The sequence below is a fragment of the Photobacterium sp. R1 genome (genome assembly GCF_054600795.1).
Genome location: NZ_BAAHZP010000002.1, coordinates 391,991 through 415,803, shown reverse-complemented (window position 1 = coordinate 415,803; position 23,813 = coordinate 391,991). Strand labels below are relative to the sequence as shown.

Genomic DNA, 23,813 nt, shown 5'->3' with positions numbered 1-23,813 from the left:
CGGATTATTTTCCTGCCACTTTGCCAGCCAGTAATCCTTGCAGCTTGTAGATGTTGGTTTTGCTGCCAAATTCCATACCTAATGGCTCATGCTGGCCCGAGACCCAGATTTTCAGCTCTGCATCCAAATCAAAATTCCCGGTTGATTCCACCAGGAACATGGTGATGGATTTGTACGGAATTGAACGGTACTCCACTTTCCGGCCTGTCATCCCTTGTTTATCGATCAGGATCAGGCGTCGGTCAGTCAGGATCAGCATGTCCCGAATTAGTTTATAGGCCAGCTCGATCTCCTCACCGGGGCCGAGGATGGCACTGAGTTCTTCAGTGGCTTCCTGATTTTCCATTTCACCTGCATTACCAAGTAGCTTATCCAGAAGTCCCATGTCATTTTCCTTAAATATCAGTGTGCTCACGCGAGGTGAGGAATATGTGACGTGGTTTAAACAATACGCGCCTTTGTCAGAAGATGCCAGAGTTGCGAATTGACAGAAAGGCATTTGACTGTATATTTAAACAGTATTTTAGTGCTTGGATTTGACGTTTCATGGAGGAGGCTCATTGGCTGATTTTTCGGTTTCGATGCTCTCGGTGCTGGGCCTGAGCAGCATCGCGATTCTGACCTCAGTGATCGCCGCCATCCTGGGTTTTGGCGGTGGGATGCTGCTGATTGCGTTTATGCCGCTGTTTCTGCCGGCTGCTGCAGTCATTCCGGTCCATGGTGTCACGCAAATGGTCAGCAACGTCAGCCGGGCTGTTTTCTCCTGGCGTGAAGTTGCATGGTATTTGTTGCCGGCCTACTTCATTGGTGCAGCAACAGGTACCTTGCTGGTTGGGTTGACTGTGGTGCATTTAGCCACCAATTACCTGCCGCTGTTTATCGGCAGTTATATTTTGCTCAATGTCTGGCACAAAGGATTCATGGGCTGGATCAGCCGGTTTGAGTCTATGTTTATGGCAGGTTTTGTCTTGAGCGCTTTGGGGTTGCTGGTTGGGGCTCCCGGGCCTGTGTTTCATCCGATGGTGATGAAAAAACTCGGGAATAAGCATCAGCTGGTGGCAACGACGGCCATGATGATGACTATTGCGCATGGCCTGAAACTGCTGATGTTTGGCTGGATTGGATTTGCTTATCTTGAGCAGTGGCCATTGCTGCTCGTCCTGATGCTTTCGGCCATTCTGGGTTCCTGGCTGGGAACCCATGTTCGCCGACGAACAGATGATGAGATGTGGATTGTTGCCATGAAAATCTTACTGAGTGCACTGGCAGTCCACATGATGATCTCAGTGGCTACTGAGCTCTGATCACAAGCAGTGACTGCAAGTTGATGACATAAACTTGGAATGACATGAATAAGGGAGAGAACACATGGAAAAGGAAACTTTGGCTGCCGCCTGGCTGGCCTATGTTGAGGTGACGGGTCCGTATGGCGAGAATTATGAGCCGGCTTTACAGACCCTGTTTTCCTGGACAGGTCAGCACGGAGTTGAAGACGGTCAGTGTATTTTTGTTTATCTGGATGACGTCGAAACGACCCCTGCGCAGAAATGCCGGACCCGGGTGGGGATGACTGTTCCTGAAGGAACGGTAACGGGTGGTGCAGTTGCGCTGATGCATTTACCGGGGGGTGAATATGCAACCCTGCGGGAAAAAGTCACAGATAAGTCTCAATACGGCGCTTACTGGCAGCAACTGAATCAGGAATTAGCGGCTGTTTCCTCGCTGAGTTTTGATGGAGAAAGACCTTGCTTTGAGCTTTATCACAGTGTGGATGAAGAAAAGGATATCTGTGATACCAGCTTTTGCATGCCGGTGAAATAGAATTCGCAGCAAACAGACTCTTATGTTGTGCCTGTATTCAGTCTGTTTGCTGCAAAGGTAGTGCGAGGTTAATCCTCTGATAAATCCAGATATTCCTGTAACTCTGAGAGCTGCCGGATGCGTTCGGCAGCTAATATCCCAAGCCAGTCTTCCTGCGTCAGGTTTGGATTCAGTGATGTCAGCAAAGCTGCCGTCTGATCGCGATAACTTCGCCAGGCTCGCTGCACGCTCTCAAGATCTTCAGCGCTGACCTCAAGATTGATATCTTCAATGGGTTCAGCTTTTAATCGTTGCGTCAGGTTGCTGAAAGTCTGTTCCAGCGTTAAATCTGCTTCCTCCAGGGCCGGAATATCTTCAGGTTCTGAACCAGACAGTGTGTCGATAATTTGTGAGAGATACCTGTCATTTTGTACGGAAACGGACTCAATCCGAAAAGCGGAATGGCTGCTCCCGCTGTGTAATTCTTCATGCCTTGCTTTGTGTTCAAAAAAATCATTCGCCATTTGAACCGCATTTTTGATGGCAGTTTGTTGCGAAGGTGAAAGGTGGCGGATGGCCCCTTCCTGACGATTATTTCTGGCCAGTTGTTGTTCGCCGGCAAAGCGATTGGTACAAAAGGCGGTGCCAACTCCGCTGGTCACGTACTGACATAAGTCGAATTGAAACGGTTTCTGATGCTGCCAGTGATCGTAGGCATCCAGAACGGCATATTTCACTTCAGCCGGGGCAAAACCGCCCTGACAGATCAATTGCAGTGTCTGTTCATTTTTTGGTTGTTGCAGGTATCGGGTATTGCGGGATATCTGTTCTGCCACTTCCCATATCTGATAAAGCGAATTGTCTGAAACAGCTTTGTTGTAGGCCATTCTGTCGGCTTCTGTCAGGTTTTCTGGTTTCAGATTTCTGGCTTGTGCGCACAGTTGTTTCGTGCCGGGATCGAGATTGACATTTACCGGCGACTGATTGGCCAGAGAGGGCAGAGAAATAAATAGTGTGATCAGGGAAAGGGCTGAAGCCTTCACAGAGAAACCTTTAATGGCGTGTCCTGACATAGTCGGGTGTATGGTGAATCGGAAAGTGTGCCGATACGATCGCAGGTTGTTCGTGAAAGAACAAGGGGTATGAAGCAATAATCCGGCCTGTTGCGAGTTATCTCGTCAAAGATAGCTGAAACAGGCCAGAAGCCAAATTGTTAGCGTGGCTGAGTCAGCAGTCGCTCAATGCTCTGAGTCAGTTTTTTATCGTCCGGTTTGGTGGTGCTGGCGAAGACGGTCACGACTTTGCCCTGACGATCGACCAGATATTTATAGAAATTCCATTTTGGTGTGACACCTGAGTCTTCGGCGAGTTGCCGGAAGACCGGATTCGCATCACTGCCACGCACTGCGCTCCGGGTCATCATCGGAAAAGTAACGCCGTAGTCCAGGTAGCACACTTTGGCGGTATTTTTTTCAGTGCCTCTGTCCTGAAAAAAGTCATTGGAAGGAAAGCCGATGACAGCAAACCCTTGATCTTTATAGGTCTTGTAAAGTGCTTCTAAACCTTCAAATTGCGGCGTGAATCCACATTGACTGGCTGTGTTGACCAGGAGTAATACCTGTCCCTGATATTGCTGACACAAGTTAACGGTATCCGTACTGTTGAGTTTGCCAATTTCATAATTCAGCAACGGGGGGCAGTCTGAACGAGCTGCCTGAGCCGGAACAACGGCCATCAGTGACGAGGCGAAAAGCGTTGCTTTAATGAGATATCTGGCAATTGAGCGTTGCATATGCATTTCCTGTCCATAGCGGCCAATTCAGATTGATGACCATTCATATCAGTATTGTGTTCAATTTAAGCACTGAATGATAGTCACGGAGTAAATTCAGCAGATTTTTCTGATGTGGCTGTCTGATTCACAGGCAGTTTGTGCGTGATTTACTGTGAAGCGGGTGTGTCTTGACTGCGCCAAGAATGAAGACTGGTATTTTTCGTGTAAGGGACTCATACGGAATGTCTACGCTGTTCGGGGACATAAAATTCTCACTTTTTGCTCAATGCAGATGAAATTTATCGATTTTTTTGTTTAAAACGACGCTTGTGTTTTAATCCGCCTCTAAACAAAAGTTTAGCTCATTCAATAAAACAGAATTCCTTTTAAAGGTGCGCATTAGCGCACTTTTTTGTTTTTCATTTGTTAAAAATTGTCATGATATTGATCAATTTATTTAACATTTGTATGTAAAAAAATGCTCGAGTTGGCAAATACTCAAGGCGTGCAATGAGGTGTAATGCACATCATGTTTCCCAAATTGAGCAGATGAATAATTAAGAAGAATGACGATGATGAAGAAACATCCAATCTACCTTTCGTTGGCAGCAGTCCTCATGACAGGCTCTGCGCAAGCGGCACTAAACGATTATGCCATTGTACTGGTGCATGGCTTCCAGCCTGACCAGTTAAAATCGAAACCCGACCGGGATCAGGTTGGTGTGGAAGGTGCAGAATACTGGCAGGATTTTTGGCTTGCCCATGCAGATGCCCGGATCGACTGGCCGTCTCATGAGCGGATCGAAGGGAAAATTTCCACCGATTACCTGTGGCCGAAACTTAAGGAACTCTCACAAAAAGGGACGTGTAAGCCCGGGTGTGTTTTTGTCACCCATTCCACGGGTGATCTGGTTACACGCTATTTAATTGATAATCAGGCGAACTGGCTGACGAATGCGGGGCTGGAACCTTTAAATATTGTTGCAACGTATGACTTTGCCGGTGCCGGCGGCGGCTCTGAGTTAGGTGACCTGGTCGTGAATGTCGCCGAAGGCGGCGGAGCCTGGAACACAACGCTACGCTATGCGCTCTCGCTCTGGCTTGGTGAGTTACCGGACAGTCAGAATACCGGGGTGCTCAACGATCTGCGTGTTGCAAATGCCCGTCAGCTTGCAGCACTCCCCGACAGCCGGGTGCCGCGATTACGCTTTGCCGGGGACAGCAGTGACTACCTGGGGGCGACATCAGGTTTCCTGCCGGGCAATGATGATGGCGTGGTTGCCAGCCATTCGTCCTGCGGAGCCAGCGAAGCCAGGGATTTCAGCAGCTGTTCAGTGCATGTGGCGTACAGCGGCAAGCTGGCAACCCAGCCGAAAGGCGTGAGCCGTTTCATGCCTTATCACTATCCGCTGCTTATGGGTGAGGACTACAGTCATCGGGGGGTGATCAGTTCTCAGCATGAGGGGGAGGTAACGACCGCCGCAGCTCAGGCCACTTTATTGGACGGCAAAGTGATCCGGGTGAACTCGACGGATGAATGGTACTGGCTCAATGGCCACTACTATCGTTACGTCGATGGTTCAGACTCGAAAACGATCTCTGAAATTGCATACAACTTTTAATCATGTCTTTTTCTGGCTTTGGTTCTGACCAAAGCCTTTTTTCGTGAATCGTGACTATGAAGAAAAGGAAAATCGCTGCCGCACTGACCGGGGGCTGCGTGCTGTTATGGGGTGCTGCGGCGTTGTGGCCGGAAAAACAATTTCAGACTCAGATCACTCCGGATGAAACACCTGAGCGTACGCCGGAAAAGATGAAGCAGGAAGCAGGACCCCAGGGGGAAACCATGAACCGGGGTGCGATTTCGGAGAATCATGAACACAGCGAATTGAGCACTGAACCAGAGTTGCGGTTGCCGGTTGAAATGAAAACCCAGTTTGCGGTCTTATCGAAGGTTTATGCGGCTGAGCTGGCCTATCCGGCATATTCCCGGCCGATCACGGCGCAAGACAAACAATGGCTGGAACCCAACCGGTATATGCCGGTGAAGGCTCCGGTGCTGGACGGCGAGGATTCAGCGGCAATAGTGCTGAAAAAGTAACGGCATTTTTTTCCTGAGGATATCCGGCTCAGTATTCAGAGTGGTTTACCTGTGGCCGCCATGACGGTGGAACTGTTTGATCTGCAAACACATCAGCGGTTGACCGGGAAGAAGACTTTGGGGAATCAGGTTGTTTTTCCGTCTGAGGAGCACTGGCCGAATGAAATCAGAGCGAAAGCCACCGTGGATTTTTCGACCGGGACAGACATTCTGACCGCAGACTTTCAATTCTTTGTGCCCGTTGCTGAAGTGACCCAGGTGGCCAAGCCTGTCATTTCCGGGGCCAACGTCGAAATTCCTGTCATGTTAACCGTGAAGAAAGCCGGGATTTATCGGATTCGGGCCAACCTGTTTACGGCCAGCGGTCAGCCGGTTGCTGTGTTAACAGCAAAGCAAACACTGGCTGCAGGGGAACAGACAATGACTCTGCAGGCTTATCATCAGGTGTTTGCAAGTGCTGATGAATTTGAGCTTCGGACGTTTCAGGTCGAAAAAATGTCCGGTTTTCCCGGTGAGAAAAGCCAGTATGGCATCAGTCAGCAGCCGGACTGGCCTTTGGGCTACATTGACACCTCGCTGCTGTCGGATGAGCCTTATGTACCAACAAAAGCAGAACAGCAGCGGATGAGTTTTCTGGGAAGTGCTGCGTCAGGTTAATGCCTGTTGTGACACATCACTGAGTATCCAGTCGAACAGTAGCGTCAGGGAAGGGTTCGGTGCGGTGTTTGGCCGAACCAGATAATAACACTTTCCTGACGGTACACGCTGCGGGTAAGGCAGGATCAACCGGCCTGCATTCAGGTCCTGCTGCGCCAGCGTCACATCACCCACCGCAATGCCAAACCCCTGGATTGCAGCACTGACGGCCAGATCGAGCGTAGCGAAACGCTGGTTCTGGACCGCAACCTGTCCCTGATACCCGATATGTTCGAGCCACAATTTCCAGTCAGAGTGCTGAGGGGTTGCATGCAGCCAGGTGTATCTGTGCAATGCGTCCAGTTCGACGGGGAGTGACTCCCGGCCGAACAGCGAAGGGGAGCACATGGGGGATAAATACTCATCAAAGAGTCTGAATGCTTTCGTGTCTTTCTGCGGGGGCTGCTCTGCATAACAGATCGCCGCGTCAAAAGGCTCAGAGGCAAAACTGACACTGTGCATGATGGCGGAAGTCAGCTCCACATCAATCTCCGGATGCGCCTGCTGGAATGACATCAGTTTGGGTAACAGCCAGGCGGTGATACAGCTTGGTGCTTTGAGCTTGATCTGTTGCTTCTCATTCGAAACCTGATCAACGGCTTTTTGCAATTGAGTCAGGACTTGCTGGACCAGCGGCAGAAACTCGAGTCCTTTGGGGGTCAGGGTGAGGCCGCGGGCATGTCGCTGAAAAAGGCGGACTCTGAGCTGTTCTTCCAGGGTCTGGATCTGTCTGCTGACCGCACCCTGAGTGACGTTCAGGTGTTTTGCCGCCGCAGTAAAGTTTAAGTGTTCTGCTGTGATCAGAAAGGCGTGGAGCTCTCGGGTTGAAGGCAATCTCATCGGTGACACCATTTCGGTTTAGCAATGCATTTTTCTCATGGCTAGTATGCCGACTTTTCGATTCTTATTTCAAATTAATTTGTTTAATTTATGTAAAAGAAAGATATAAAGATGATCAGGTTGAATTTTTAATCGAAATAAAGCGCTTGAGTTTGATATTCATGCATTGCGAAGAGGTGTGCTGTGATGTCGTTAGCTACGAAACTAGTTCCAGAGGTGGTAAAAAATCTCATACCCTATCAGTCTGCAAGACGCATTGGCGGTCAGGGACATATCTGGCTGAATGCCAATGAACTCGAGCAGAGTGAGCGCTATGGTGAATCAGCAAGTTACAATCGTTACCCTGATTTTCTGCCTCAGATCATTGAGCAGGCTTACCTGGAATATAGTGACAGCGCTTTCTTCGGCGCCCCTGCGTTGCAGTGTGAAACGATGGCCGTGCGCGGGGCGGATGAAGCCATTGATTTACTGATTCGTACTTTTTGTCAGCCGGGACACGATCAAATCGTGATATGTCCGCCGACTTATGCCATGTATGAGTTTTGTGCGGATTCAATTGCGGTGACGACGGTGAAGGTACCTCTGACGGATGATTTTGGTCTGGACGTGGCAGCCGTTCAACCGCACCTGAAAAACAGTAAAATTCTGTTTCTGTGTTCACCGAATAATCCAACAGGTAATGTAATCCCGCAGGAAGACATTGTCGCTCTGCTTGAAGCCGGCAAGGACTCCACGCTGGTGGTCGTTGATGAGGCATATATCGAGTTTGCCCCTCAGACCAGTGTGTCGCACCTGATTGCAGACTATCCCAATCTGATTGTGATTCGTACACTGTCAAAAGCTTTTGGTCTGGCATCGATTCGGGTCGGTTTTGTGCTGGCAGACAAGAGTGTGATGGATTATGTGGCCCGGTTAATTCCGCCATATCCGATTGCGGATCCAAGTGCACTGATTGCTAGAAAAGCGTTGCAGGAAGAGGGTCTTGCAGCCATGCGCAGACAGGCCGACACCTTGATTACAACAAGAAACTGGTTTGCAGAAGCCGTATCTGCCTTACCTTTTGTGGCGCAGGTTTATCCGTCTTCGACCAACTTTGTGCTGGTCAGGTTTAACACGGATGACTGCCTTTACGATTATTTGCTGCAAAAGGGTATCGTGACCCGTAATCAGGCTCATGATCCACGATTGGCTCGCTGTGTGCGGATTTCAATCGGAACGCAGGCCAGTATGGCGGAAACACTTCAGGCGTTAAAAGATTATCCATTTGATCCAACAAAGATAACGACGGTGTAAGAGGGAATGAGAATGAAAAAACAACTGGGAATGGGCCTGATCCTGGCGACAGCGCTGATCAGCAATGTTCAGGCAGCAGACAGACCCGTGCGTCTGGCATCTGACTTTACTTATCCGCCATTTAACTACAAAGACGAGCAAGGTACACCGAAAGGGTTTGATATCGAAATCGCGGATGCACTGTGTCAGGAAGCGCAGCTGGAATGTGTGTGGGTGTCACAAAGCTGGGATGGATTGATTCCTTCATTACTGGCCCGTAAATCAGATGCCATCATGGCTTCAATGCGCATTACGGAAGAGCGTAAAAAGCGCGTCCTGTTTACCGATAAGTATTACCAGACACCTGCCCGTTTTGTGGCCCGACAAGATGCGGCACTCAGTATTGATAAAACCGGGCTGGACGGGAAGCGGATCGGGGTTCAGTTAGGGACGATTCACGATCGTTACGTGACTGATATGTACGGCGATGTTGCGAAAATTCAGCGATATACCGGACAGGATGAAGTCTATTTAGATCTGGCGTCGGGCCGGTTGGATGCCGCTTTTGGTAATTCCGATCAGTTGGCACTGGCGTTTTTGGATAAGGAGCAAGGGAAAGGCTTCGAATTTGTGGGCGCCGCTGTGACGGATAAAGCTTATATCGGTGAAGGGACGGCACTGGCATTACGGAAAACTGATAAACAGCTGGCCGAGAAATTTAACAAAGCGATTCAGACGATTCGTGAGAACGGAACCTATGATCGGATCGCCGGCAAATACTTTAAATTCGACATTTATGGCGAATAATCGATCAGGTTGATTGTCTTTTTCATACCGGAGCAGAAACGCGGGTCAGATGACCGGCGTTTCTGCTTTCTGTGCTTCACTGCTGTTCACACAGCGCAGTGTCCGGAAAACTTGCCATTGTCTTTATATGAGCACTTCGTACTCAGCGTTGAATCTGCTTGATTTATTTTTTTGATGTCGTAGTGTTGCTCCCTCTGTTTCATATTGTTTTGTGAGGTCTCATGCATTACCCATCTCCATTGCAACCCGGCAGTACGGTTGCGGTGACAGCATTCTCCGCGGGTGTTCCGGCAGCTTGTCATGAACGTTTGGATCTGGTGATTCAGGGCCTGCGGGACCGCGGGTTTAAAGTGCTGGAGGGGCAATGCCTGCGTGACAGTGACGAGCATGTCAGTGCGCCTGCAGCAGTCCGTGCGAATGAGTTCATGAACTTTTTACTGGATGACCGGGTCGATGCGATTTTTCCGCCCTGGGGCGGGGAACTGGCTATGGAGATTCTGCCGCTGCTGGACTGGGATCTGCTGCGTCACGCCAAACCCAAATGGCTCGTCGGATTTTCAGATATCAGCACCATTTCTGCAGTACTGACGGCCCGGTGCGGCTGGGCCAGTTTGCACAGTGCTAATCTGATGCAGCTTCATCCGACGCAGGATGACGTGCTGAATAGTGCGGTTTTTTCGTTGCTGGGCTTACCTGCAGGAGAATCCCTTACCTTAACTCAGTCAGATTACTATGAGGCCGCCGCACCAGATTATTCGAAGGTGCCAGACGCGACACTGTCACTGACCCAACCGACACAATGGCAGGTATTGTCGTCAGGACAGACTGCAGGGGCGGTGCAATTCTCCGGGCGCTTGATCGGCGGATGCCTGGATACATTCGGTCTGCTGTCAGGCACGTCTTATCTGGATATCCAACAGATGAAATCAGCGTATGCTCATGACGGACTGATCCTGTTTCTGGAAAATGGTGAATTGTCCCCGACGGCGATGGCCCGGTTGTTGTTATCCATGAAATTCAATGGCGTCTTTGATGCGGTTGACGGCGTGCTGTTTGGACGGGACGGTCTGGCTCAGGCGCATGATAAAGCGATTTCACACGCCCAGGTCATTGCCAAAGTGCTGGGGGATTTACCGGTGCCGATCTTGACGGATACGGATATTGGACATGTGGCACCGAACTTGCCGCTGGTGAATGGGGCGTACGCCGAAGTGATGCTGTCTGACGGAAAGGGGCAGGTCATTCAAACATTCAGGTAACTCATACTGTGGCAAGTGATTGATACGAATTGGCTTGCCAGAACGTCTATACTCTCAGGAAATGCGTCTCGGCGACCGCAATCGCTTCGGATAAGTACTGAGTTATGAGAGATGACAATACGGCAGTGCTGTATCAGCATGTGCGTTCAGCGCTGTCAGATGAGCAAGGCTATGCCCGTCACCTGGATGAGAAAGCGGCACATCTGCTGGCGTTGCACTCTGCTGTGATTGCGGGCTTCACCATTCTGGTTTTCATGGCATCCTCACTCTTTCTGCCACCACAACATGCGATTGGCTGGTTGGCCGGCATCTTCGTTTTGCTGACTTATGTGGGGCTGATATCCGCCTGGAGTCTCCTTTTTCGTCTGCTTCGGCCATCCGACGCCTACGGTGTTGAATTGCCGGAAACCTGGCTTGAAGATATGAAACAGCAGGGTGCGAATCAGAATGCACATCTGGCAATCGTTCGGTGTTACTCCGTCTGGCAAAAGCTGAATCAGAACAATCAGCAGAAAAATGCGCTGCTGAAAAAGGCATATCATGAGATTGTTTTCTCCGCCTGGTTAATTGCAATCGCGCTGTTGTTTCTGCTGGCAGCAAAATATTTAGGAACGGACTGATAAACACGCGGGTTGAGTGAAATGTTTTCGATCCTCAGGCGGCGCCTTAGTGATACAGTGTGCGAATGTGACAGATTGTGTGAGCATCAGGAGGGAAGATGCAATTCGTTCACTGTACTTTTGAAAGACACGGCGCAGCCATTCAGGCAATTTTCAACGATGCGATTTGTAATACCACGGCTTTATATGAATATCAGCCTCGCTCCATGGAAGTCATTCAGACTTGGTTTGCGACTAAAACAGCAAATGAATTTCCGGTGATCGGAATAGAAAATGAAACCGGTGCACTCATGGGATTTGCCAGCTACGGTACATTCAGGGCCTGGGCAGCTTTTAAATATTCTGTTGAACACTCGGTTTATATTCATCCGGAACATCAGGGGAAAGGATTAGGCAAAATGCTGATGGAAGCGTTAATCCAATCTGCCCGGGCACAGAATTATCATGTCATGGTTGGCGGCATTGACGCCTCGAATACAGGCAGTATTGCTTTACACAAGAAATTAGGCTTTGAATATTCAGGTACCATCAAGCAGGCAGCCTATAAATTTGACCGTTGGCTGGATTTGGATTTTTATCAGCTGACGCTCGACACTCCGCTTAAACCAGTTTCTGGTTGATGTAATTTTTGGGAAGGACATTGGATGTTATTTAATAACCCTTACAGCTTAGAAAAGGCCGAGCGCCTGATTCATATTTTAAACCTCACGCCAGACAGTAAAGTGCTTGATATCGGATGTGGTGATGGTGAATTTCTGCTCCGTTTGAGTCAGGCGACAGGGGCCCAATGTCTCGGGGTAGATATTTCCGGTGAAAATATTGAGGCGGCAGCCGTCAAAGCAACTCAGTTGGGCCTGACTGAGCGTGTTCGTTTTGAAGTTGCAGATGTGAACCAGCGTCAGTTTGGCGCTGAGTTCGACGTCATTATTTGTTTGGGGGCTGTCTATGCGTTTGCATCAGGTCAGGCAGCTTACCCGGAAGCATTGACTCAAATGCAACGCTGGCTGAAACCCCATGGTCAGCTTCTTGTCGGTGAAGGCTACTGGAAACAAACACCAGCTCAGGCTTATCTGGACTTTATTGGTGAGCCCGTGGGCATTTATCACAGCCATCAGGGTAATGTTGAAGTGGCAGAGTCTCACGGTTTCATCGTGGCCTATACTGCCACCAGTAATCAGGATGAATGGGATCATTTCGAAGGCAGTTTTCGTGTAAAAGCAGAGCGTGCTGCCATGGCCAATCCGGAAGATAAAGAAGCAATGAAAAAGCGTGATGCGGTGAGAGCGTGGAATACTTATTACCATCGCTATGGCCGTGAAACGATGGGTTTTGGTTTTTACCTGATGTTCAAAGTTCAGGATGAAAGATGAGGCGTGAGCAACCTGCCAGACGTTGGATATGCTGCATTTTGAACTGAATGTAATGAGATGGCCGCCGTGAGGCGGTCTTCATCGTTTCGATATAGGAAGTGGCTTTATCGAACGTGAAGTGAAAACGGTGATAAGGAGACTGTCATGGAACACAAAGGCACGAAACGCGCTCTGGTGGTCGAAGGTGGTGCGATGCGCGGAATATTTGCGACGGGCGTGCTGGATGGGTTTCTGGAAAAAGGTTACCGGCCGTTTGATTTCTGCATTGGTGTTTCAGCCGGTTCAACGAATCTGGCTGCGTGGCTGGCAAACCAGCATGGACGTAATTATCGGGTGATTACCGACTATTCCTGCCGACCTGAATTTATCAGTCTGCGCAGGTTCGTTCGGGGCGGGCACTGGCTGGATCTGGACTGGCTGTGGAAGATTACCATCAACGAAATTCGTTTGGATCTGGATGCGTTCGCGGCACAGCCTGTCCCGTTATATGTGGTGACCACTCAAGTCACAACGGGTGAAGCGGTTTATACCCGGGGAACTGCGGGAAATCTGGAGCAGCTCCTAAAGGCGTCTTGTTCGGTGCCGGTTGCCTATCGGGATTTTCCTGAACTGAATGGTATTGCCATGACCGATGGCGGAGTGGCTGATTCGATTCCGGTCATGAAAGCCTATGAGATGGGAGCCCGGGAGATTACCGTGATCCTGTCACGTCCTTTAGGATACAGAAAGAAAGCCAGTAAGGCCTCCTGGCTGGTGCGTCGCATGCTGGCTGATACGCCGCATCTGGCTCACGCAATGATGAATCGTGCTGAAAGTTATAATCAGGCCATTGATTTTATCGAGAACCCGCCGGCTGATTGTAAAATCCGGGTGATCGCTCCGCCTGCAGAATTTGATGTCGGGCGAATCACAACAGATAAGAAGCGGCTGGATGCTGGTTATCAGATGGGGCTGGCAGCAACGGCTGTGGTGGAATCTGCCTGAGTTTATCTGGCTTCAATGAAGTGAAGGCGTTGAATCAACAGGGAAGACAATGATTTTTGAAAATTTTGCACCGGCAACGCTGGCTCAGCAATTCAGCCTGACACCGCAGGCAGCGGAATGTCTGTCCGCTTATCTGGTGTCATTGCCGGAGGCTCAGATTCCGCTGATCCCAAGTGTGAGTGCTGATTACTTTTGTGCGGATAAAGAAAATGCCGACATCTGTGCCGAACTGGTTCGGATGGGTCAGAAACAAGCGACGTGCAGTATGAAATACTGGTACCTCACCGGAGATGAACAGGGCCCTGAGCCGATGCCTCAGACAGGCCATTTACTTGTGGTGACGAACTGGGATGGAGAGCCGGTCGCAATTACTCAGGTTACCTCAGTGTCAGAAGCCAGGTTTAAAGATGTCACCGCTGACTTTGCGGCCGCAGAAGGCGAGGGCGATCAGTCATTAAGCTGGTGGCGGAAGGCGCACTGGCAGTTTTTCAGTACAGAATGTGAAGCTTTGGGCATCGAGATGTCGGAAGAGATCCCTCTGGTGCTGGAACGGTTCAAGACCGTTTGGGCGAAAGCGGCAGCCTGAATGCGATGAAAATGAATTGAGGTATTTCTCTTGCCATTTTTCATTTGTCTTGTTGTCATCTGACCTGATTTCAGGGACTTGAGCGCCTGCTCTGCTATCTTTAATCACATTGACGATTCAGTGATGGCAGAGCGGGACATGAAAACATACTGGCTCAATCGCTGGGAAACAATCCGAAACAGCTTTTGGTTTGTTCCGGCGATGCTTCTGGTGATCGCTGTCGGTTTGGCCCGCATTGCCGTGACGCTGGATCACCAACTGACTCAATTTCCTTTTGCTTTTCCCGATATTGGTTTTACCGGCGGGGCAGAAGGTGCCCGGAGTGTGCTGTCAACGATCGCCGGTTCCATGGTGACTGTTGCCGGGGTAGCGTTTTCGATCACCATTGTTGCCCTGACACTGGCGTCTTCTCAGTTTGGTCCCAGACTGTTGAGGAACTTTATGCGCGATCCCGGGAATCAGTATGTGCTGGGTACTTTTATTGCGACCTTCATCTATTGCCTGCTGGTCCTGAGCAGCGTCACCAGTAATCACGATAATGCCTTTGTTCCCCGGCTGGCGGTCAACATCTCACTGTTGCTGGCTTTGCTGAATGTGGGGGTTCTGATTTTTTTTATCCATCATGTCGCGACATCAATTCAGGCGGATCATGTGGTGAATGGTGTTTATGAAGAACTGAATCAGCATATCGCACAGTTTTTCCCGGATGAACTGGGTGCGCACCCGGCACGTGATCAGACAACAGGCCAGCCGCTGACCGGGCTGTTTCACCGGATCGTCCCGGCTAATCATGAAGGTTACTTACAGGCGGTGGACAGAGCATCGCTGCGCCGTTTGTCTGAACAGCTGGACTGTCAGATTGCCCTGAGTCATCGTGCCGGAAGTTTTGTGATCAAAGGCAGTTCACTGGCTGTCGTGTTGTCGGATACGGAACTGGACGAGTCGCTGGATTCGGAGCTGCAGTCGTGTTTCATCATCGGCAAACTCAGAACGCCGGAACAGGATCCGGAATTTGCCATCCATCAACTGGTGGAAGTCGCCGTTCGGGCGTTATCACCGGGGATAAATGATCCCTTCACCGCGATGACCTGTATCGATCGGTTAAGTGCTGTGCTCTGCACGCTGACCGGGCGTGCTTTTCATCCTGTCAGCTGGTATCGCGATGACGGGCGGCTGCAGCTGGTGGAACAGCCACTGGACTATTCCGGTATGCTGAATGCGTCTTTTGATCAAATCAGACAGCACAGTCAGACCGATGTTGCTGTGTCTATCCGTTTGCTGGAAGGTCTGTCCCGGATTGCCAGTCATTGCCGGACAGCTGAACAGCAAGAAGCTGTTCTGCGTCAGGCGGATATGATTGTCCGGACACGCCGGGAAAGTCTCTCCGAAGCTGAAGATATCGCTGATGTGGAGCAGCGATATCAGGCCCTGAAAGATGAATTGCGTCAGCTTGGCTGAAGGCTGACATCTTTATTGCTTGATTCGTCTTGATGATTCGTCAGCGTTGACCGGGAAGTGAAAGTTTTCCGGATGAGCTTGTTGTTCGTGGTGAGGTAGAAAGTAGCCTGAGAGGATAAACTCGAACTATATATCTTTCTAAAAAGATACTTGATAAAGAGCATGTGCGCCGCTATATTACCTTTCAGGAAAGATATTTTCTTGAAAGTCACCTGAGGGAAGGGAAATGAATTATCTGATTGCGCTATCCGTTCCAATGCTGTGGGGCAGTACCTATGCCGCCGTCGGTCTGTTTCTGCAGGATATGTCACCTTATTGGGTGGCTGTCTGGCGTGCATTGCCTGCAGGTTTAGTCCTGCTCATGCTTCGTCCGAAGCTGCCGCCACTCAACTGGGGCCGCATGACACTCCTGAGCTTTTGCAATATTGCTGCTTTTTTTGTTCTGCTTTTTATTGCAGCCTATCGCCTGCCAGGCTCGGTGGCCGGTACTTTGGGCGCCACAATGCCACTGCAGCTGATGTTGTTACAGTGGGTTGGAGAAGGAAAAAGACCTGATCCCCGTTCTGTTTTGCTGGCAGTGGTGGGTCTGATTGGGGTGGGTTTGTTGCTGAATCCGTCTGCTGATCTGGACCCGATTGGGACCCTCGCAGCTTTAGCCGGGACGGCACTGGTGGCTCAGTCGGCTATCTGGATGAAGCGATGGCCAGTCAATGACGCCTTGAGTTTTGCTGCATGGCAGCTCGTGCTGGGAGGCATCATGCTCATTCCTTTCGCCTGGTTTGTTGCTGGCGCACCGGTGGCTTTGTCTGTAGACGCGCTCCCCGGACTGTTATGGCTGGTTTTGCTGAATACCGCATTTGGATACTGGGCTTGGGTCCGCTCCGTGAAAATACTGGGTCCGAATGTGATGTCGATGCTCTCACTGGTGAATCCGGTTACTGCCGTCATGCTGGGAATCGGTCTGGTCGGTGAAAGTTTAGGGCTTTTGCAATGGGCAGGGATTGGCTTGATTCTGGCCGCACTGTTGCTGATGAAAAAAACGTCCGGCAAGGGCCGGAAAATGAACCATGAAATGAATCATCAAGAAGGAATTGATCTGAATGAGCAAAGCAAAAATTCTGTTTCTGTCCGGTAGCAGCCGAAAGGGCTCACTGAATCAGCAACTGGCCAGACAGGCGTACCGGATGGCCGCTGAAATGGATGCTGAGGTGACGCTGATTGATTTAGCCAATTATCCGATGCCACTCTATGACGGCGATCTGGAGTCTGCTGAGGGGGTTCCTGGGACAGTCAAAGCGCTTCGGGACATTTTGATGGCACACAACGGAATATGTATTGCATCACCAGAATATAACGGTAGTTTTTCTCCGTTACTGAAAAATACCATCGACTGGCTTTCCCGCCCGGATGGGGATGTGCCGGCACTGGCAGCCTATCATTCGAAAACGGCTTATCTGCTCTGTACGTCGCCGGGTTCACTGGGGGGAATCCGGGGGCTGGTGATGTTGCGCATGCTGTTGAGCAATATCGGGGTGATGGTGATGCCGGATCAGCTGGCGATTCCAGCTGCGAATCAGGCCTTCAACGGGCAGGGTGAACTGACAGATAACCGTCAGGCAGAACTGCTTCAGACGCAACTCAGAAGTTTCGTGGCCCATCTGAACCGATAGAGAGAATAAGATGAAATTGAGAAAAAGCGGCTGTTGCCGCTTTTTTCAGTTGAGTCCGAGCTGTCTTCTGAACTCTGATTCCGTGGCATAATCCTGAGAGTCAGCACGGTCCAGAAAGACAATGCCATTGAGGTGGTCAAATTCATGCTGGAAGATCCGGGCAATGAAACCGGTCAGTTCACATTGTATTTTCTGGCCGTCCAGTTGCTCATATCCCACTTTGATTGTGGTCGAGCGGGGCACCAGTGCCCGCATGCCCGGAATACTCAGGCAACCTTCCCAGTCTTTTTCAATGTCCTCACTCATCCAGTAAATTTCCGGATTCAGCATGAGGGTGGGTTCCATCGCGGGGGCGAGCGGATAGCGTGCATTGGGCGAGGAAGCCACAATAAAGGCACGAACGGATTCACTGACCTGAGGCGCTGCGATCCCCACGCCCTGATGAGACAGCATCAGGTCCTGCAGTTCGCTGAAAAAGGGAGCATATTCTTTCCACTGAGCCGAAGTTAACGCTTTGGCCTGCTGGCGTAAAATTGGATTTCCGAGCTGTGCAATCTTCATCCTGTGTCTCCCTTTTGTGCTGATATGGGCGTTATATCGCTAATGGTCAGTCACTGCAAGCGGCTACTCACTGACTTTTTTCAGCGCAACGGCATTCATACAATATCTTAAGCCGCTGGGGGCTGGTCCGTCAGGGAAAACATGACCCAGATGGGCATCGCAGACAGAGCAGGTTGTCTCAATACGTTGCATCCCATGCGACGTGTCCAGATGATAGCTGATGGCATTTGCTTTGACGGGTTGGGTAAAGGAAGGCCAGCCTGAGCCAGAGTCAAATTTTTCACCGGCATCGAACAGCATGTTCCCGCAACAGACGCAGGCATACTCACCCGGTTCAAACAGTTCACACATTTCTGAGCCAAATGGCCGCTCCGTTCCTTTCAGGCGGGTGACATAATACGCGTCTTCGCTGAGCATCTGGCGCCATTCTTCCTCGCTTTTTTCAACACGGCGGTCAGCGGGCAGATTACCTTTTGCCGCATGTTCAATAACGTTTGCCCAAGTGAGCATGGTGTTCTCCGAATAACAGGGTTTGGTTATACATAGGGGGGAATGCTCGGAATTTCAAGCATTGTGTTTCATTTGGAACAGACCGGCCCCCGGGCTGAAAATAACCTTGTTTTTCCTGTGTGTTTCACGGCGGAAGTCTTCGCTATAATGCCGCGCTCAATGATCTAAGCTCTTATCACAATGCTCTGGATTTACGATCCAGCCCGCACTGAGGAAAAACGATGTCTCAATATGTAGTTTGTGCAATGTACAAGTTTGTTGCACTGGAAGATTTTGAAGCCCTGCGCCAGCCGCTGCAGAATCTGATGGAAGAAAAAGAAATCCACGGAACCCTGCTGCTGGCAAGAGAAGGGATCAATGGTACGGTTGCCGCCAAGCGTGAAGCCATTGATGCACTGCTGGCCTGGTTCAAAGCAGATGGCCGTCTCGCAGACATCGTCTATAAAGAATCTTTTGACGAACATCAGCCATTCAATCGTTCAAAAGTGAAGCTGAAGAAAGAAATCGTCACCATGGGTGTTGAAGGGATTGACCCGCGCCATGTGGTGGGCACTTATGTAAAACCCCAAGACTGGAACGACCTGATTGCTGATCCTGAAGTCTTTGTGGTCGATACCCGCAATGACTATGAGATTGAAGTCGGCACGTTCAAGCATGCGGTGAACCCGAAAACTGAAACGTTCCGTGAGTTTCCGGATTACGTAAAAGAGAACATGGACCCAGCCAAACACAAGAAAGTTGCCATGTTCTGTACTGGGGGGATCCGTTGTGAAAAATCAACGGCCTATATGAAAGAGCAAGGCTTCGAAGAGGTTTACCACCTGGAAGGCGGTATTCTGAAGTATCTGGAAGAAGTGCCGGCTGAAGAAAGCCTGTGGGAAGGTGAGTGCTACGTCTTTGACGGCCGGGTCACCGTGAACCACCAGCTTGAAAAAGGCTCTTATGACCTGTGTAATGCCTGCCGTCTGCCTATCACTGAGCAGGACAAGCAAAGTGCACACTTCGAGCAAGGTGTGAGTTGTCCGAAGTGTTTTGACAAACATACGGAAGAACAGAAAGCCCGTTTCCGTGAGCGTGAAAAGCAGGTTCAGCTGGCTCAGGAGCGTGGTGAAGAGCACGTAGGTGGTGATGCGATGAAAACCATCGAATCACGCCGCCAGCAAAAGCTTGAGCGGAAGAAGCAGCAACGCGAACAGCGTTAATTCGCTGTCATTGTCTTTCGTCTGAAAACAAGAACATCCCTGGTCAGTCTGGCCGGGGATTTTTTTCGCCTGCGTTTGCTGTCTTGTTCGTTCTGCGTTCTCTGCCTGCCTGAAATTTCAAATGGCTAGCTCGGTTCAGCCCGGTGAATGGCTGAATTTCCGGCGGGGCACGAAACCTTTCTTCCGCCGTGTGGGTCCAACTGATTAAACAGCGGAGGAGATGTCGGATGGAATCAGTCGGCTTAGGCGGAAGTTGCCATTGGTGCACGGAGGCAATTTTCCGGTCATTGAAGGGTGTTCGTGAGGTGGAGCAGGGCTGGTTGTCTGCGCAGGGCCTGGAAGGGATGTCGGAAGGTATCCTGGTCCGTTTTGAGCCTGCAAGTATCGACCTGTATACCCTGATCCAAATTCATCTGCATACCCATAGCTGTACCTCGGATCATGCGTTGCGTCACCGATACCGTTCCGCAATTTATGCGTTCAGCCCTGAGCAGCAGCGCGCCTCGCAGATTTGCCTGAAAGCACTTCAGTCTGAATTTGACCAGCATGTTCTGACGGAGGCTTTACGTATCGACACATTTGAACCTTCGCGGCAGGCACTGCAGGATTACTTTTACCGCAATCCGCAGCGGCCATTTTGTCAGGCACGTATCAGTCCCAAGCTGAACTATTTGCTGAAACAGTTTGGTGCCTATGTTGATGGCAATAAACGGGATGTCATTCAGCAGTCGACGATGGATCCGGATTCTGAGCTGGCTGTCAGTCCAGATACTTCGTCAGCAACTGACTGAGCCAGTCCATGAAAATCTGGACCCTTTTCGCCATGTGGCGGCGGTGCGGGTAAAGCAAATAGACTGGTAACGGCGCTGAGCTGTACTGGGAAAGTACCTGAACCAGTCTGCCCTGTTCTGTCAGATGCCGTACGCCCATGGCGGGAACCTGGATCAGACCGATGCCGGCAAGACAGGCGGCAATATACGACTCTGCATTGTTCACGGTTAAAGCCCCTTTCATACTGACTTCCCGGGTGATTCCGTTTTCCTCATATTCCCAGCAGTCCGTCTCACTGCCGATAACCTGATGGTAGTGGATCAGCTGGTGGTGGCTGAGATCCCCGACCTGTCGGGGAATCCCATGTTTTTTCAGATAAGCCGGGCTGGCGCAGGTGATGAGGGGCATTTCCCCCAGCTTTCGGGCGATGAGCGAAGAGTCTTCGAGTTTTCCTGCACGTAACACGCAGTCAAAGCCTTCTCTGATGACATCAACCCGGCGATCGGTGCTGCTCAGTTCCAGCGAGATGCCCGGATGACTTGCCAGGAAATCTGGCAAATGCGGGATCACCACGTTTTTGGCGGTGCCCGTCGGCATATCCACCCGAATACGGCCAGAAAGCTGTTCCCCGGTCTGACGGAACAGGTTGTCCAGTTCATCAAACTCTGACAACAGGTCGAGACACCGTTCGTAGTAGACCTTTCCGTCCTGAGTCAGAGTGACTTTGCGCGTTGTACGATGAAGCAGTCGTGTTCCAGACTGCGTTTCAAGCAGCCGGATATAGTTGGAAACACTGGCTTTGGGTAAATGCAGTTCATCTGCCGCACGGGTGAAGCTGGCAAGTTCAGCGACGCGGATGAAGGCACGCATGGCACTGAGTCGGTCCATGGTGTATTCCTATTGTTCGTATTTGATAAACAGTGTAATCATTTTTATCACATTTATCTCTTTCTGAATGACTAATAGACTGAGTTCAGACATTCAAATACTGAGTTCAGATCAACTGAAAGAGGATGGAAAGATGGCACAACGTATCGCAATCATTACAGGCGGCAGTCGGGGGCTGGGAAAAAATACGGCGTTAGCGATGGCGCGAAAGGGGATCGATATCATTCTGACTTACCGGAACAAGGAGAGTGAGGCTGCATCTGTCGTCAGCGAAATCCAGGCACTGGATCGTAATGCCGTCGCACTGCAGCTGGATGTGGAACGCAGTCAGGATTTCCCTGACTTTGCTGAGCAGGTGAAAGGGACCCTGAATCAGCACTGGCAGCGTGATAGCTTCGATATTCTGGTGAATAATGCCGGAATTGGCATTCATGCTTCATTGATGGAAACGACCGAAGCTCAGTTTGATCAGTTATTCAATATTCATCTGAAAGGGGTCTTTTTTCTGACGCAGGCTCTCGTGCCTCTGCTCAAAGACGGCAGCCGCGTCGTGAATATTTCAACCGGTCTGACGCGGTTTTGTATTCCGGGCTACGGTGCCTATTCAGCGATGAAAGGTGCAATTGAAGTCTACACCCGCTATCTGGCCAAAGAACTGGGTTCCCGGGGGATTCGCGTGAATGTTGTTGCTCCGGGAGCCATTGAGACTGATTTTGGCGGGGGAACGGTTCGTGATGTCAGTGAGGTCAATGATTATCTGGCGGCACAGACGGCTCTGGGCAGAGTGGGACTGCCAGATGATATTGGCGGGATGATTGCTACGCTGGTTGCAGAGGAAAATGGCTGGGTCACAGCGCAACGTATTGAAGCATCCGGCGGTATGTTTTTGTAAAGCGGAGTCATTCAGAGGGCGGGGCTTTGTCTCCGCTTTCGAACATTTTGATAAATAATTAAATAAACGATTGACCTCAAGCTAAGTTGAGGTTTTATCGTGGCGCCATGAACTTCGGATTATGGAGCAAAGCAATGGAAAAATTAGTTCATCAGTACCTGAAGACCCTGGATCTGCCCTCACCGCAACATACCCTGGCGTGGGTACAGTCGTTGCAGTCAGCTCATCTGGCACGGTATCCGTTCTCCAGCACCAATGTCATTCTGGGCCGGGAGCTCAGCCTGGAACCTGAAGCGTTATTTGAACGGCTTGTGACAGAACGCCGTGGCGGTTATTGCTTCGAGCACAACAAACTGATTTACCTGACCCTGAAACAGCTGGGGTTTGATGTCCGGCCGCTGATTGGCCGGGTGATGCTGAATGGAAATCCTGAGAATGGCCGTTCACACCGTCTGACTTTGCTGACGCTGAACGACGGTCAGTATCTGATTGATGGCGGGTTTGGGGTGATGACGCCGCGCCGGATCATTTCGCTGGATGAATACGAGGCTCAGCCGGGTGTGCGCTATGACTACTATCTGGAACGGGATGGCCGGGGTGGCCTGATGGTCCTTGCCAAAAGCGGTGAGGAAACTCAGATTCTGTATCGCTTTGACTTTGCTGAATACCTGGAATCAGACTGTAATATCAGTCATTTTTACAGTCACCAGGCCCCGGATGCAGCATTTGTGAATCATCTGGTGGTGTCACGCATTCTGGAAGGACGCCGCTACCTGATTCGTAACCTGACCTTTTTCGAATACGATGATGTAACCCGCGATGACAAAGAAGTTAGTATCAGTGACGGCACCATGCTGCACCATTTACTGACGACTCAGTTTAAGCTGCCGGTGTCTGAGCAGGAAGCGGCAACCTTATATGCACATCAGTCCGTAAAATTACGTCAGTTGCAGCGATAAAGCGGAGCTGGAGAAGGAAACCGGATTCGGTGCTGGTTTTCCAATACAGAATATTTAGAATGATCGTTTATAAATATTCATCACGAAAACCAGGGATATTCTGTGGATGCAATTCTCTACTACGTGCACGATCCCATGTGCAGCTGGTGCTGGGGTTATCGGCCTGCCTTCCAGCGACTGAGGGCGCAATTACCACAGCATATTGAGGTGAGGTTTGTATTGGGCGGACTGGCACCAGACAGTGATCAGCCCATGCCGGAAGAGATGCAGCAGATGCTGCAACACACCTGGCGCCGGATCGAAGGGCAACTGGGTACTCCATTTAACCATGACTTCTGGACGCATTGTCGGCACCGGCGTTCGAGCTATCCGGCTTGCCGGGCGGTGATCGCGGCTGAGCTGCAAGGGCAGGGGGAAGCCATGACTGAGGCGATTCAAAAAGCCTATTATCTCCGGGCTATGAATCCTTCCGATGTGGACACGCATGAGCAGCTTGCGGAAGAACTGGGATTAAATACCGCCAAGTTTGCTCAGGACCTGACCAGTGAAGCCGTCCAGGCATTACTGGAACAGCAGCTCGCGTTGACCGCAGAACTGGGTGTCTCAGGTTTTCCCTCGTTGGTGTTGGAAGTGAATGGTCAGCGCTGGCCGGTTGCTTTGGCCTATCAAAATGAACTGACCACACTCAATGACATCAGCGATAAGCTGCGTTGGGTAAAAACGAAAACAACCATAGCAGGATGGTTTTCTCAATAGTCTGATGCAAGCGGGATGCAGGGGGGATATCCCCCCA

Annotated in this window: 27 protein-coding genes and 1 pseudogene; 21 read left to right on the top strand and 7 right to left on the bottom strand. The window is 50.5% G+C overall.

The features are described 5' to 3' along the window. Nucleotides 1–4: 4 nt before the first annotated feature. Complete coding sequence (locus tag ACYP03_RS04905) at nucleotides 5–385, bottom strand: PH domain-containing protein (protein ID WP_248142662.1); 381 nt, start codon at nucleotides 383–385, stop codon at nucleotides 5–7. A gap of 175 nt (nucleotides 386–560) precedes the next feature. On the opposite strand from ACYP03_RS04905, the gene ACYP03_RS04900 reads away from it, so the two are divergent. Together ACYP03_RS04900 and ACYP03_RS04895 are read left to right on the top strand one after the other, a co-directional pair. Continuing rightward, nucleotides 561–1,304 (top strand): sulfite exporter TauE/SafE family protein, encoded by a 744-nt coding sequence (locus tag ACYP03_RS04900; protein ID WP_248142661.1) that lies wholly within the window; start codon nucleotides 561–563, stop codon nucleotides 1,302–1,304. Between the two features lie 64 nt (nucleotides 1,305–1,368). Next, on the top strand, nucleotides 1,369–1,821 hold the full coding sequence (locus ACYP03_RS04895) for an AraC family transcriptional regulator (RefSeq protein WP_330961130.1): 453 nt from the start codon (nucleotides 1,369–1,371) through the stop codon (nucleotides 1,819–1,821). A gap of 68 nt (nucleotides 1,822–1,889) precedes the next feature. Here the strand turns inward: ACYP03_RS04895 and ACYP03_RS04890 are convergent, their stop codons facing one another. Together ACYP03_RS04890 and ACYP03_RS04885 are read right to left on the bottom strand one after the other, a co-directional pair. Continuing rightward, a complete protein-coding gene (locus ACYP03_RS04890) occupies nucleotides 1,890–2,843 on the bottom strand; it encodes a hypothetical protein (protein ID WP_459778704.1) in 954 nt (317 codons plus the stop codon). Between the two features lie 170 nt (nucleotides 2,844–3,013). Then, nucleotides 3,014–3,592: a glutathione peroxidase gene (locus ACYP03_RS04885; RefSeq protein ID WP_248142657.1), complete on the bottom strand. Its 579-nt coding sequence runs from the start codon at nucleotides 3,590–3,592 to the stop codon at nucleotides 3,014–3,016. A gap of 557 nt (nucleotides 3,593–4,149) precedes the next feature. On the opposite strand from ACYP03_RS04885, the gene ACYP03_RS04880 reads away from it, so the two are divergent. Genes ACYP03_RS04880 through ACYP03_RS04870 form a run of 3 tightly spaced genes read left to right on the top strand, consistent with a single transcriptional unit; the run spans nucleotide 4,150 to nucleotide 6,332 of the window. Beyond that, a complete protein-coding gene (locus tag ACYP03_RS04880) occupies nucleotides 4,150–5,196 on the top strand; it encodes a hypothetical protein (protein WP_459778825.1) in 1,047 nt (348 codons plus the stop codon). A gap of 56 nt (nucleotides 5,197–5,252) precedes the next feature. Then, nucleotides 5,253–5,675, top strand: coding sequence for a hypothetical protein (locus tag ACYP03_RS04875; RefSeq protein ID WP_459778703.1), 423 nt, complete (start codon nucleotides 5,253–5,255; stop codon nucleotides 5,673–5,675). Nucleotides 5,676–5,735: 60 nt separating this feature from the next. Continuing rightward, nucleotides 5,736–6,332 carry a hypothetical protein gene (locus ACYP03_RS04870; RefSeq protein WP_459778702.1) on the top strand — a complete coding sequence of 199 codons (597 nt, stop codon included), beginning with the start codon at nucleotides 5,736–5,738 and terminating at the stop codon, nucleotides 6,330–6,332. Here ACYP03_RS04870 and ACYP03_RS04865 read toward each other — a convergent pair. Next, nucleotides 6,324–7,211 (bottom strand): LysR substrate-binding domain-containing protein, encoded by an 888-nt coding sequence (locus ACYP03_RS04865; protein ID WP_248142655.1) that lies wholly within the window; start codon nucleotides 7,209–7,211, stop codon nucleotides 6,324–6,326. The two genes, ACYP03_RS04870 and ACYP03_RS04865, sit on opposite strands and share 9 nt — an antisense overlap. 186 nt (nucleotides 7,212–7,397) lie before the next feature. On the opposite strand from ACYP03_RS04865, the gene hisC reads away from it, so the two are divergent. The 11 genes and pseudogenes from hisC (at nucleotide 7,398) to ACYP03_RS04810 (ending at nucleotide 17,237) form a co-directional block, all read left to right on the top strand. Continuing rightward, the gene (gene hisC, locus ACYP03_RS04860) at nucleotides 7,398–8,504 is read left to right on the top strand and encodes a histidinol-phosphate transaminase (protein WP_459778701.1); all 1,107 of its coding nucleotides are present in this window, start codon (nucleotides 7,398–7,400) and stop codon (nucleotides 8,502–8,504) included. A 30-nt stretch (nucleotides 8,505–8,534) separates the two neighbouring features. Further along, nucleotides 8,535–9,290, top strand: a complete 756-nt coding sequence (locus tag ACYP03_RS04855; protein ID WP_371929436.1) for an ABC transporter substrate-binding protein — start codon at nucleotides 8,535–8,537, stop codon at nucleotides 9,288–9,290. Between the two features lie 221 nt (nucleotides 9,291–9,511). Next, nucleotides 9,512–10,549 (top strand): S66 family peptidase, encoded by a 1,038-nt coding sequence (locus tag ACYP03_RS04850; protein ID WP_248142652.1) that lies wholly within the window; start codon nucleotides 9,512–9,514, stop codon nucleotides 10,547–10,549. Nucleotides 10,550–10,653: 104 nt separating this feature from the next. Further along, complete coding sequence (locus ACYP03_RS04845) at nucleotides 10,654–11,169, top strand: hypothetical protein (protein ID WP_248142651.1); 516 nt, start codon at nucleotides 10,654–10,656, stop codon at nucleotides 11,167–11,169. A 98-nt stretch (nucleotides 11,170–11,267) separates the two neighbouring features. Next, nucleotides 11,268–11,789, top strand: a complete 522-nt coding sequence (locus tag ACYP03_RS04840) for a GNAT family N-acetyltransferase (protein ID WP_248142650.1) — start codon at nucleotides 11,268–11,270, stop codon at nucleotides 11,787–11,789. A gap of 12 nt (nucleotides 11,790–11,801) precedes the next feature. Continuing rightward, nucleotides 11,802–12,539 (top strand): annotated as a pseudogene (locus tag ACYP03_RS04835) (SAM-dependent methyltransferase); the annotation flags it as partial. Nucleotides 12,540–12,683: 144 nt separating this feature from the next. Continuing rightward, nucleotides 12,684–13,523 (top strand): patatin-like phospholipase family protein, encoded by an 840-nt coding sequence (locus ACYP03_RS04830; protein ID WP_248142648.1) that lies wholly within the window; start codon nucleotides 12,684–12,686, stop codon nucleotides 13,521–13,523. A 97-nt stretch (nucleotides 13,524–13,620) separates the two neighbouring features. Beyond that, nucleotides 13,621–14,109, top strand: a complete 489-nt coding sequence (locus tag ACYP03_RS04825) for an ASCH domain-containing protein (protein ID WP_371929437.1) — start codon at nucleotides 13,621–13,623, stop codon at nucleotides 14,107–14,109. A 138-nt stretch (nucleotides 14,110–14,247) separates the two neighbouring features. Then, nucleotides 14,248–15,567 carry a DUF2254 domain-containing protein gene (locus ACYP03_RS04820; RefSeq protein WP_330961140.1) on the top strand — a complete coding sequence of 440 codons (1,320 nt, stop codon included), beginning with the start codon at nucleotides 14,248–14,250 and terminating at the stop codon, nucleotides 15,565–15,567. Between the two features lie 226 nt (nucleotides 15,568–15,793). Continuing rightward, nucleotides 15,794–16,702: a DMT family transporter gene (locus ACYP03_RS04815; RefSeq protein ID WP_459778700.1), complete on the top strand. Its 909-nt coding sequence runs from the start codon at nucleotides 15,794–15,796 to the stop codon at nucleotides 16,700–16,702. Beyond that, a complete protein-coding gene (locus ACYP03_RS04810; protein ID WP_459778699.1) occupies nucleotides 16,668–17,237 on the top strand; it encodes an NADPH-dependent FMN reductase in 570 nt (189 codons plus the stop codon). The genes ACYP03_RS04815 and ACYP03_RS04810 overlap by 35 nt, the downstream gene beginning before the upstream one ends. A 45-nt stretch (nucleotides 17,238–17,282) precedes the next feature. Here ACYP03_RS04810 and def read toward each other — a convergent pair whose 3' ends face one another. Both def and msrB read right to left on the bottom strand, forming a co-directional pair. Next, nucleotides 17,283–17,798 (bottom strand): peptide deformylase, encoded by a 516-nt coding sequence (gene def / locus ACYP03_RS04805; protein WP_248142643.1) that lies wholly within the window; start codon nucleotides 17,796–17,798, stop codon nucleotides 17,283–17,285. A 63-nt stretch (nucleotides 17,799–17,861) separates the two neighbouring features. Next, nucleotides 17,862–18,308, bottom strand: coding sequence for a peptide-methionine (R)-S-oxide reductase MsrB (gene msrB / locus ACYP03_RS04800; RefSeq protein WP_459778698.1), 447 nt, complete (start codon nucleotides 18,306–18,308; stop codon nucleotides 17,862–17,864). A gap of 221 nt (nucleotides 18,309–18,529) precedes the next feature. Between msrB and trhO the strand changes: the two genes are divergently transcribed. Both trhO and ACYP03_RS04790 read left to right on the top strand, forming a co-directional pair. Beyond that, nucleotides 18,530–19,510 (top strand): oxygen-dependent tRNA uridine(34) hydroxylase TrhO, encoded by a 981-nt coding sequence (gene trhO, locus ACYP03_RS04795; protein WP_459778697.1) that lies wholly within the window; start codon nucleotides 18,530–18,532, stop codon nucleotides 19,508–19,510. 227 nt (nucleotides 19,511–19,737) lie between these two features. After that, a complete protein-coding gene (locus tag ACYP03_RS04790) occupies nucleotides 19,738–20,301 on the top strand; it encodes a peptide-methionine (S)-S-oxide reductase (protein ID WP_459778696.1) in 564 nt (187 codons plus the stop codon). On the opposite strand, the gene ACYP03_RS04785 is transcribed toward ACYP03_RS04790, so the two are convergent. Next, nucleotides 20,270–21,169, bottom strand: coding sequence for a LysR family transcriptional regulator (locus ACYP03_RS04785; RefSeq protein ID WP_459778695.1), 900 nt, complete (start codon nucleotides 21,167–21,169; stop codon nucleotides 20,270–20,272). The two genes, ACYP03_RS04790 and ACYP03_RS04785, sit on opposite strands and share 32 nt — an antisense overlap. A gap of 133 nt (nucleotides 21,170–21,302) precedes the next feature. Between ACYP03_RS04785 and ACYP03_RS04780 the strand changes: the two genes are divergently transcribed. The 3 genes from ACYP03_RS04780 (at nucleotide 21,303) to ACYP03_RS04770 (ending at nucleotide 23,776) form a co-directional block, all read left to right on the top strand. Beyond that, the gene (locus tag ACYP03_RS04780) at nucleotides 21,303–22,061 is read left to right on the top strand and encodes an SDR family NAD(P)-dependent oxidoreductase (protein WP_459778694.1); all 759 of its coding nucleotides are present in this window, start codon (nucleotides 21,303–21,305) and stop codon (nucleotides 22,059–22,061) included. 134 nt (nucleotides 22,062–22,195) lie between these two features. Then, nucleotides 22,196–23,020 (top strand): arylamine N-acetyltransferase family protein, encoded by an 825-nt coding sequence (locus tag ACYP03_RS04775; protein WP_248142637.1) that lies wholly within the window; start codon nucleotides 22,196–22,198, stop codon nucleotides 23,018–23,020. 102 nt (nucleotides 23,021–23,122) lie between these two features. After that, the gene (locus ACYP03_RS04770) at nucleotides 23,123–23,776 is read left to right on the top strand and encodes a DsbA family protein (RefSeq protein ID WP_459778693.1); all 654 of its coding nucleotides are present in this window, start codon (nucleotides 23,123–23,125) and stop codon (nucleotides 23,774–23,776) included. The last annotated feature ends 37 nt before the right edge of the window (nucleotides 23,777–23,813 follow it).